8 protein-coding genes are annotated in these 10,783 nt (G+C 42.7%); 2 read left to right on the forward strand and 6 right to left on the reverse strand.

The features are described 5' to 3' along the window. The first annotated feature begins 7 nt into the window (after positions 1–7). Positions 8–613, forward strand: a complete 606-nt coding sequence (locus KIV41_RS22700; RefSeq protein ID WP_285337732.1) for an HGGxSTG domain-containing protein — start codon at positions 8–10, stop codon at positions 611–613. A gap of 79 nt (positions 614–692) precedes the next feature. Here the strand turns inward: KIV41_RS22700 and KIV41_RS22705 are convergent, their stop codons facing one another. From KIV41_RS22705 to KIV41_RS22730, 6 genes are all read right to left on the reverse strand, one after another. Then, positions 693–3,626 (reverse strand): type I restriction endonuclease subunit R, encoded by a 2,934-nt coding sequence (locus KIV41_RS22705; RefSeq protein WP_285337733.1) that lies wholly within the window; start codon positions 3,624–3,626, stop codon positions 693–695. Positions 3,627–3,634: 8 nt separating this feature from the next. Continuing rightward, positions 3,635–4,831: a restriction endonuclease subunit S gene (locus tag KIV41_RS22710; RefSeq protein WP_285337734.1), complete on the reverse strand. Its 1,197-nt coding sequence runs from the start codon at positions 4,829–4,831 to the stop codon at positions 3,635–3,637. Between the two features lie 12 nt (positions 4,832–4,843). Continuing rightward, positions 4,844–6,403 carry a type I restriction-modification system subunit M gene (locus tag KIV41_RS22715; RefSeq protein WP_285337735.1) on the reverse strand — a complete coding sequence of 520 codons (1,560 nt, stop codon included), beginning with the start codon at positions 6,401–6,403 and terminating at the stop codon, positions 4,844–4,846. Between the two features lie 189 nt (positions 6,404–6,592). Continuing rightward, complete coding sequence (locus KIV41_RS22720) at positions 6,593–7,351, reverse strand: hypothetical protein (RefSeq protein WP_285337736.1); 759 nt, start codon at positions 7,349–7,351, stop codon at positions 6,593–6,595. A gap of 178 nt (positions 7,352–7,529) precedes the next feature. After that, on the reverse strand, positions 7,530–7,781 hold the full coding sequence (locus tag KIV41_RS22725) for a hypothetical protein (protein ID WP_285337737.1): 252 nt from the start codon (positions 7,779–7,781) through the stop codon (positions 7,530–7,532). After that, a complete protein-coding gene (locus tag KIV41_RS22730) occupies positions 7,774–9,006 on the reverse strand; it encodes a site-specific integrase (protein WP_285337738.1) in 1,233 nt (410 codons plus the stop codon). The genes KIV41_RS22725 and KIV41_RS22730 overlap by 8 nt, the downstream gene beginning before the upstream one ends. Positions 9,007–9,419: 413 nt before the next feature. On the opposite strand from KIV41_RS22730, the gene KIV41_RS22735 reads away from it, so the two are divergent. Continuing rightward, entirely contained in the window at positions 9,420–10,409 is a 990-nt protein-coding gene (locus KIV41_RS22735; RefSeq protein WP_045389861.1) for a sensor domain-containing diguanylate cyclase, read from the forward strand. Positions 10,410–10,783 lie beyond the last annotated feature (374 nt).

A 10,783-nucleotide genomic window follows, 5' to 3' on the forward strand; every position in this document is an offset into this window, starting at 1 on the left:
AACAATTATGTCTAAAAAACGCTTCGATCTAACAGCTCTACCACTGTGTGGGGCAACAACACGAGCCGGAACACCATGTAAGCGACGAGGCTCAAAGCTCAATGGAAAATGCAAATTACATGGAGGGCAGTCTACTGGACCGAGAACTAAATCAGGGAAGTTAAGATCAAGCCGTAATGCGGCAAAGAAAATACCAACATGGGCTATGTGCAAAATCACTGATAAAGAACAAGCCCTCTTCAATCAAGCTTATCAAGCCTTACAAGTAATAAAGACTCTTGGACCAAACATCCCTAAACATGGTGATACAGCCCTAAATACCGTCGTTGAAATGAACAGGGAAGCTCTAGAAGTAATGAAATTCGCAATACTACAAGAGTTCGGTATGCAGGACTTTATATTGTTACAAGCTGCTTTAGACCACTACTACCAAGACTCTGGGACTCCTCACTTAGAGTGTCACGTGCATTACACTCTATTTAGCCATCCACAGTTCAATCGCTGGCGATCTCAAAGGCAAAGTGACTACTTGGATGAGTACCTAGATAAGGCTGCTACAAAGGAAATGAGGAAGCTTGAACGCAACTTCAAGAAAATGCAGTTAGGACAGTAGCTATGGCAGGTTTTATACCGTAATTTCACTTTTGCGTCGCTGGTGGCTTTCCACCAGCGACTCTTACCTTACCTAGGTTTTAATGAAAACCTTCGATAAAGGTCGCAGCGAATCCTTTCAGCCGCTCAGCGATACGAGGAAGGATTGTGCGGCGTGTTCTGAAGGTCATCTTCTCAGTTGTTAGCTGGGCGATATCATCCGACTTCAAGCTGTCTACACTCATACCGTTCTCGATGTTCGTCACCATTTCGCTGAACTTATCGGTGTCCAACTTCTCTTCTTCTGCTATCTGGCTTAGCTCTTTTTGCTTCTGCTCTTCGATGTACTCATCAAACTCAGCACCTTGCACTAAGCCTTGCATACTCTTTTCAATAAAATCTTCGATGAGAGAACGCTTACTGTGCAATGTCGGTTCAGTAGCCAGTAAGTTAGCAATAACTTGGCGCTTCTTCTCTTTGGCTTCATCACAAGACTCTTCGAACATGGTCATTAGTAAGTGACGAATGTAGCCAACATTAACTTCATCTCTTTGAAGTAGCTCTAGCTCGAAGTCGATGTCCGCTAAGATAGACTCTTTATCAGCAGGACCTTTCTTGAGTTCACGGGCTAAATCGCTGTATTTAGATGCGTAGTCAACGAATTCTTGCTCAGACATACCAAGCGTTTCAATGTCGAAATCGCTAAATGTCTCAAGTTGGTTCTTTAAGCGCATCAAGATGCGGAACTGCTTAATAAAGCCTGCTTGCATGTCTTCGTCAGGCAAATCATCGACACTTTGCACTTTAGGAGCAATTGCTTTCAACGCTTCAAGTGCTTTAGCAAAGTCCTCGGTTAAGCCGTTAAGGTCTGGAACTTCAATAAACTCGATTGGCTGTTTATTTGAGAACAGGGTAAATGCTTCGTCCGCTTGTGGCTTAAGGTTGCGGTAACACATAACATTACCATGCGACTTCACTGTGCCATTTAAGCGGTTGGTGCGGGAGAAAGCTTGCACCAAGCCATGATATTTAAGGTTTTTATCGACATAGATGGTATTCAAGCCGGGAGCATCAAAACCTGTAAGGAACATGTTCACCACCAGCAAAATATCTACCTCACCGTTCTTGGTGCGGTTCGATAGATCCTTGTAGTAGTTGTAGAAACTGTCGGTATCTTGGGTTGAGTAGCTTGTACCAAACTGCTGGTTGTAGTCTTCGATGTAAGCGTCCAGTTTATCTCGGCTATGCACTTTGGCATTGGCTTCCGCTAAGCCTTTGACATTGACCTCACCCTCGAACTCTTCTTCCTCATTTACGCCATAGCTAAAGATGGTGCCGATATTGAGCTTATGTTTACCCTCTTCTTTGAGTGCTTTGAAGATATCGTAGTAGGTGATGAGATCAGGCACACTTGCCACACACAGCATGGCGTTAAACTTGCGTTTGGTCTTATGACTGTGGATACCAATGATGTGCTCACAAACTTGTTTAATGCGCTTTGGAGAGCTAAAAAACTCTGCGACATCGATACTACTTACATCGACATCCATGCCGTCGTTTTTATGTTTCAGCTTGCCATAATACTCAATCGCAAATGGAAGAACGTTGTCATCTTTGATCGCATCAACAATCACATAGCTATGAAGACGCTCACCAAACAGGTCTTTTGTGGTTCTTTTCTGTGTGCCCTTACCTTCAACTTTCTTAGCCGTTGCATTGTCAGCAAAGATAGGTGTCCCCGTAAAACCAAACAGTTGTGCCTTCTCGAAGAACTCTACGATGTTCTGGTGCGTTTCACCAAACTGGCTGCGGTGGCATTCATCAAAGATAAAGACCACACGTTCATGGCGAAGGTGTTCAACCTGCCCTTTAAAACGAGGCTTGGTGATCAGGTTATTAAGCTTCTGAATCGTGGTGATGGTCAGCTTGTTGATGCGATTGACTTTATTACTGTAGATAGGTGCATACTCTGCGACTTGCGGTAGCTCTTCACCATCGTTGGCACTACTATCTTTCGTGTTTAGCGCTTTCTTTGGTACAGGTCGTGAACCGAGGAACTGATTCAGAAGGCTTTTGGTGTCACCCGTGCTGTCGACACTGCCTCTTAAAAATGCATCGAACTCTTTAGCTGTTTGGTAATCGAGGTCTTTGCGGTCAACCACGAATACCACTCTATCCACATCTTCAAGCGTAGAGAGGATCTGAGCGGTTTTGAAGCTGGTCAGCGTCTTACCACTACCTGTCGTGTGCCAAATATAACCATGGTTATCGTTGGTGTTAACCTGATTAACGATCGCTTCTACCGCATAGAATTGGTAGGGGCGCAGCACCATCAAAAACTTACCTGACTCGTTCTGTACGATGTAACGACTCAGCATCTTAGTCAGGTGTGGTTGATTTAAAAAAGCATCCGCAAATTGAGGCAGTGCGTTAATCTTGTTGTTTTCAACATCCGTCCAGTGGAAGGTCTGCTTAAACGAAAGCTCACGGTTGTTGGAGAAGTATTTGGTGTTAACGCCGTTAGAAATAACAAACAACTGTACGTAGTTGAACAGCCCACCTTGCGCACCGTAGGTATGTTTGTCGTAACGCTTAATCTGATTGAAGGCCTCCGCTAGCTCAATGCCTCGGCGTTTGAGTTCAATTTGAATCAACGGTAACCCATTCACTAAGATAGTAACGTCGTAGCGGTTCTCGTACGTCCCTTGAATAGTGATCTGGTTGGTCACTTGAAAGCGGTTCTTACTGGCATCATCAAATAGCAGCGTCAGATAATCGGTCGTACCATCTTCACGAGTAACATCCACCTTGCCTTTCAAACGCTTGGATTTATCGAAGATGTTGCCCTTTTCAAGCTTGATGAGCACACTTTCAAACTCACGCTCGGTGAGCGTTATGCCATTGGCTTTCTCAAGTTGAGTCTTGAGGTTTGCTTTTAGCGCATCAGCATTGCCAATATCGACAGGTTTGAAATCGGCAGCGACAAGCTGATCGATTAGCTCTTTTTCAAGTTGTGCTTCTGATTGTGTGCTCATACCTACCCTTACACGAACATCTGTTGTAACAAGCCCTTCTTCCACTCCTTGGCTTTCTCAAGCTCAGAGTTGGCTAGGTCGATCTTCTGGTCGATTGCAGATAGGAAATTGGCTATCTTGGTTTGCTCATCAAAATTAGGTACGACCATTTTATGAGATTTCAAATCTCCACCTGTAATAAGAGGTTGACCTGAACCAAAAATCAGGCGATTTAAGTCGAACTTAAGTAATGAGTATTTAATGAAACGAAGGTGCTGCCTTGGCTTTACATCAATTATCAATGTGTTATCCGAAACGCCAAACTGACCTTGAACTTCATTTATCTTACCTGCGTTCGCTCCAACCCTTGCGACAAGTATGAAGTTACCATCATGAGACACCTCATTTGTAAAACCAATTTTCCCAGTTGATCCCCAAAGGTCTATTGTTCCATTGTCGTCAGCTTTGGACTTTCCAGATTTGATTGTACGAGACAGATCACCCAACGTCTTCTCTTCCCAATCAGGAAACCCACTACCATCATCTGCTTTGAATCGTAGTGTTGGTGGGATGAAGGTAAGTTGTCCATTATGGTTCTCCCACTTTCCATTGAACAACTGTTGCATCACACCTTTCTTGTACTCGGTGAGCTTGTCTTTCTTCTCTGTTAGAAGTCCGATCTTCTCATCTACCTTTGACAAGAATGAGGCGATTTTTTGTTGTTCTACAATTGTTGGGAATATATTTTTCGTCGCCTGAAATAGATCTGACTTGATGTAAGGCTGATCACTACCAATCAGTTCTAGATCAAGTTGTTTCATAAATACGGGGGTACGAAGATATTGATACAAGAACTCTGTACCGAGTTTCGCAGTATCAAATTTTAGTTTACCTGCTCGCTGATAAAGCACAGACTCTTCTTTCAAGTAAAACCGACATGCTTTAAGCTGATTATTCGTAATAGGTCTATTCAAGCCCAAAACGATATCACCAAACCCAATCTTCAAATGCTTTGAACCATCAACTGCTACATATTTAGGGGACTCCTCAAGCTCGATTTTATCTGGCTGTATATGTAACCCTTGGATTAGCAAATATCCATTATCTGTATATTCTTGCTGCTTGTACGCATTTCCGGCAAGGATCTTAATCGGTGTTTTGTTTTGGCTCCAAAGTCCATCAAACTCACTAAACCTCAGTGTCGGCACGTTCATTTGCTCTGTCATAACATACCTTCCTTACTCTTTACCTGAAAGAAAGGGGGCCTTGATGCTTAGCTGAGAGCAGAAGTCAGCAATATCAGCGTCTACCGAATGCATTTTCGTTTCTAGATCCGCAAGGTCAGACGCCACTGCATCCAAATCGACAGGCTCTTCGTCTTCAAAGGTGTCCACATAGCGTGGAATATTAAGGTTGTAGTCGTTCTCTTCAATCTCAGTAAGCTTGGCAACGTGTGCAAACTTTTCGATGGATTCACGCTTGCTGTATGCTTCAATAATACGCTCAACGTCTTCATCACGAAGGTAGTTTTGCGCTTTGCCTTTTTCGAAGTGACTAGAAGCGTCGATGAACAACACATTATCATCGTTTTTACGGTTCTTCTTAAACACCAATATACAAGTCGGGATACCTGTACCGAAGAAGATACCCGCAGGTAAGCCAATAACGGCATCTAGGTAGTTCTTTTTCTCAATAAGGTGTTTACGGATGTGACCTTCTGCTGCGCCACGGAATAGAATGCCGTGTGGGACAACGACTGCTAGCGTACCAGTCTCATTGAGTTGGTGGATCATGTGTAGCACAAAAGCAAAGTCCGCTTTCGATTTAGGGGCAAGCTTGCCGTAATCCGCAAAGCGTTCACTATTTAGGTGAAGTTCGTTAGCACTCCAGTTGGCTGAAAACGGAGGGTTTGCTACCACTGCATCAAAACGTTGATCTAGGTGCATTGGGTGCTCTAGGGTGTCATCGTTTTTAATGTCGAATTTATCGTAACGCACGCCGTGCATCAGCATATTCATACGAGCTAGGTTATAAGTGCTTGGGTTTTGCTCCTGACCACAAAACTCTAGGCTATGGCTACCGACTTCACGAGCGACACGCAGTAGCAATGATCCTGAACCACAAGTAGGGTCATATACCGATTTCACATTACCATCTAGACTAACAAGCTTAGCGAGAATCTTACTGACCTGTTGCGGGGTATAGAACTCACCCGCCTTTTTACCCGCACCAGAGGCAAACTGACCGATAAGGTATTCGTAGGCATCACCCAGCAAATCAATCTCGGTATTTTCTAGGTGAAAATCGATGTTATCTAGGTGAACCAAAACCTGACTGATTAGCTTATTACGTGCGTCTGGGTTTTTACCTAATTTGCTTGAGTTAAGATCTAACTCTTCAAACAAACCATTGAAGTCATCAGCAGAGTCCGCCGCTGTGGTGGATTGTTCAATATCAGCAAGAGTGCGGTCAAGCTCATCGATAATAAACTCTTGCTTCTTGCCACGCCCCGCTAGGCTAGAGAAAAGCTGCTTAGGCGCAATAAAGTAGCCAAGGTTCTCGACACACTCTTCACGAAGGTCATTGAGCAGCTCTTTATCATCAACAGCTCCAACAAAGGTAATGCCATCTTCGGCAAGCAACTCATCACAGTAGCGGTTTAGCTTGTCTGATAGATACTTGTAGAAGATAAGCCCCAGAATATAATCACGAAAGTCGTCTGCCGACATATTGCCACGTAGTGTGTTGGCGATGTTCCAGAGCTGTTTTTGAAGTTCTTGTTGGTGTTGTTGAACCATGGTTTACCTGTTGTGGTATGTATTAAGTATGGGATAGTGAGAGATTGTACCAAAACTAGAAATGCTCAGTTTGTTTCTTATCACGCTAGTGTAGCCTTGAGGCGTAGCTAAACATGCAATTGAGCCGAAAGCTCGGCTCAAAAGAAGTGATACATCAGAAAGACTCATCGACAAGACATAAGCGGCATACTAATGTGAATCTGCGTAAACTGCTTTTCGAATATCGGAAAGGTGAGCATACAGCTCGTGAACTTGAGCAACTGTAGATGTCAGTTTTACAAAGAGAACTTTGAAGCAAAGGTAAAACTCATTGATCAGAGGTGTATCACAGCAGGTGTTAGCTAAGCCGGGTAAGAACACCTCTGGGAATTCATCTGGGTCTCCCCCATATAATTCGTCGAATAGAGCAAGTTCAGACTCTAAATCATCACTGTCTAGTTCATCACTCGAAAGGAAGCTCGCATACTCAGATACAATAGCCTCAGTAATAGAGATAAATTCTTTTAATGACTCTGGCGTAGAAGATTGTCCGAATGGTGATTTATGAATAACTTCTTTCACGGCATCGAGATAGATATCAAGGGCATCCGCTGGCTTATCAGATTGGAAATCACCGTCAGGATCCAGTTCGAGGTCAGCCCAAAGTTTAACTAGCTTAGCTTCCGCTAGTTCAGAATTCTCATCTATTTCCTTATCGCTAAAACGCTCACGGTACACTCTGTCAATGTCACATTCATTCCAGTTAGCAACAAACAAGAAATCTTGTTTAACTTGCGCCATGATGACACCTTGCGACTCAGCCAGTTCTTCTAGTTCTTGAATAAGTTCAACTGTAATTTTCTGTCGTTCAAGAAGAGAGGCAAACTCTCGTCGTTCTATCATTAATGGAGCGATTGCATTCTTGCTCTCTAACAATAATCGAGAAAAGGCATCAGAGTCGAAACGCATGGACTATCCTTACTTTGCTTAGAGCTTGGTTTTGCTCAAAAGTGTCAATTGAAATGATGTATGCAATCCTACACCTAACTTGAACACACACAATGATCTTGTGTGCATAGCTTAAAATAATTCACACTTCCGCATAGTCCATCTGCTTCTAAATACAATAACGAGCTCTAAGGCACGATTAGTAAACTAAATCATTATCGGCTTTTGGGTACAGCACATCACCTTCGAAGGTTAATACATACGAAATCACTCTATGGTTACAATGGTCGACCTCAACCTTTCCTCTAGGCACGGTTAGATAATCATCCAACGCTTGCTCATGAGCATTCCACATATCATCATAATTGGAATAAGCTGCTACCCATTCAGCAATAACGTCACCATTAATCGTTAGCTGGTGGCGGTTCATTACCAATACAGGGTCATCCATTAACTGACCTCATAATTACTACATTTTCATGCAGCCCTGCGAGAACATTGACTCGCTCAATCCAAATCGACAAAGCCTCTGCTTTTTCTGGAAGGTATCGACTGCGGTTATAAATTTGCATAACGCCACCGAGTTTATGCCCCAATAATTGCTCAACAATATGGGGGGCTACCCCAAGATCACTCATACCTGTAGCTAAAGTTCTGCGTAAATCGTGTATTGTCCATTTTTCGTCGTGTTTGAACTTCTTCCATATTAATCGAGTATATTGACTTACTGCTTCGGAAGTTTTTATTACGCCAAGAATGGGGTCTGATTTCTTTGCATCACCTTTAAGCTTCAATAACCACGACTTCAACTCCAAAGGAATTGGGCGAAAGACTTTTTCACCGTTCTTGCTATGCGCTTTAGGAACAGTCCATAGCATTTCATCAAAGTCCCACTCGGCCCAAGTAGAAAGACGTACTTCCTGAGTCCTCCCTCCTAAAAGAATTTGGATCCTGAAAAGGTCTCTGTAGTATTGATTGCGAAAATCGCCTTCCTCTGTAGCCATACGCCAAACATCCATAAGCTCTTTGTCTGTTAAAAATCGTTCTCTTTCAGCTTGCTTCTTTCCAACATCGGGAACTGTCAGGTCATCAATAGCTCGACTGAATGCATAGTTCCTAGTTCGACAAAACCTCAGAGCTTGCTTAGTATTGGTCAGCATATAGCCTGACGCTACTGGCGCTGGTCTTTGCTTACCTTTAATTCCACGAGTAGCACGGTCAAAACATTCAATCCAATGCCGAGTATCAGTTTGTGCCAATGGAAGCTCGCCTATATATGGGTAAATATGCCTCTCGAATTGAGCTCTACTCTTTAACCAATTGACTCGGTTATCTTTAGCATAGTTAACCAACCAATACTCCAGTGCATCTTTCACTGTTACTGGCTTTAAGGTTTCATTACGAGCAAGTGAACGTTGATGCTTCGGGTCATAGCCCTGAGCTAGCCACTGTCTACACTGCTGCGCTTCATCTCTAGCGTTCAACAATGAAAGAGCAGGATAATCCCCAAGATCTAACCTCCGGCTTTTTCCATCGACTTTATAGCGATATTGCCAACGTACTTTTCCTTTCTCAGAAACCCTTGCTCCCAAGCCCTCACCATCTGTCAGCGTAAACGTTTTTGGGTGATTTTTATTTAAAACCGCCTTTAAGTTCTTATCGTATAACTTACCCATCGAAACCTCTTTCTAGATGTACATAGACTTTTCACACATCCAAATATGTACCCCAATATGTACCCCGAAATAATAATAAGATGAAAAACGAATGAAAACAAAAAAAGACAAAAACAGGCTTAATTGATTGTTTTAAATGAAATTAATTTAACAACAGCAAACATGGCAAAACATACAAAAACATGTAATTTGATAATACGGCATGAACTAATACTAGTCCATACAGTAATTTTGTAAAAAAGGCTTAGTCAGCAATGGCTAAGCCTTTTTTATTACCTATCCGACCAGCTCTTAGTCACGTTATGAACCAGTCTTAACCAATGCTGATACATTGAAGTGTGATCAGTATTGATTGTGAACTCAATTTAAACAGATATAATCAAGAGCTTACGTTGGATAAAGGAATTAACTTCATGATTTATAAAGAAAGGGAAGAGTGGCTTTATGCTATTCTAAATACTCTCCCTGATCATGTCTTTATCCTCAATGAACAAGGTCGCTATATCGAGAGTTTTGGCGGCACGTATCATTCCAAAAACTTCAATGCCTCAAGCTATACCAACCTCACACTAAGTGAAGTCTTGTCTGCTAGCAAAGCTGCAGAGCTCGTTGGCTATATTGATGAAGTCGTCCGTACTAACCAACCAAAAGTCGTCAAATACAGCATCTCCTTACAAGACCACCTACTAATGCCTATAGAAGAGCTAGAGGCATTAGAGAACCCAGAAGAAACCTGGTTTGAAGCGATCATCAAACCTGTTGAAAGCATTCATAGTGACGAAAATTGGGTAATGTGGTCCGTTCGTGATGTAACGAAAACACACCTGCTTGAAAAGCGCCTTAAAACGCTCTCAGAGACCGATGAGCTAACTGGTGTAATGAATCGTCGAGCATTCTTAACCAACCTAGACAAGGCTCTGAGCTCGCATGCAGGGCTATCTCAGACCTTTTCATGCATAATGATCGATATTGACCATTTTAAAGAGATTAATGATCAAGTAGGTCACTTCTCCGGAGATCACGTGATCCATCACGTAGCAAAGATCTGCCAACGATCTATTCGTGGCACTGATTTTATCGGTCGCCTAGGAGGAGAAGAGTTTGCCGTTATCTTAGCCAATACCAGTGCTATACAAGCCTATGATGTCGCAGAAAGGATGAGAGACGCGATTCAAAATGCGCCATGTAAAGTCGATGGCATTGAGATCAGTACTACAGTTAGTATTGGTGTTGCAGAATATGATGAGCAAGTATCTAGCGCTAAAGAGCTTATGATTAACGCAGATAAAGCCATGTATTACTCAAAGCACTCTGGACGCAATCAAGTGACTCTTCATCACGGCAGCATCCCTGATGTAAAGTTACAGCACTCTACTAACTTAAGAATCCAAAAAGTTTCTTAGCTCTCCCTGCCTTACTTCAAATTAATCAACCCCATACCCATTTCACTCTATACACCTTCCCTCTTTAAAACCCGTTATACACGGCCTTCCAGCGTACTCTATACAACCAAGGATACTTTCTTAATACAGTTTGTGAGTTAGCCTCAGAAAGGCCTATAAGTTATTGCAGAGTCGAACAAGGTGAGATGCGGAGAAGTAGTGCGTTAGCACTACATCGCAGCCAGTTGCTTAGGCGGAAGAAAGAATAGTGAACAATAGTAAAAGAAGTTTAGAAGCGCCTTTAACAAGGTCTTGTCATTGGAATGAATTTACTTTGCTCCAAATGCAAAAAAGCCCACTCTTTCGAGTGGGCTCTTCAAATTTAAAGCCTGGCG

Origin of the sequence: Vibrio sp. D401a (assembly GCF_030248515.1) — a bacterium.
Taxonomy (GTDB): domain Bacteria; phylum Pseudomonadota; class Gammaproteobacteria; order Enterobacterales; family Vibrionaceae; genus Vibrio; species Vibrio rotiferianus.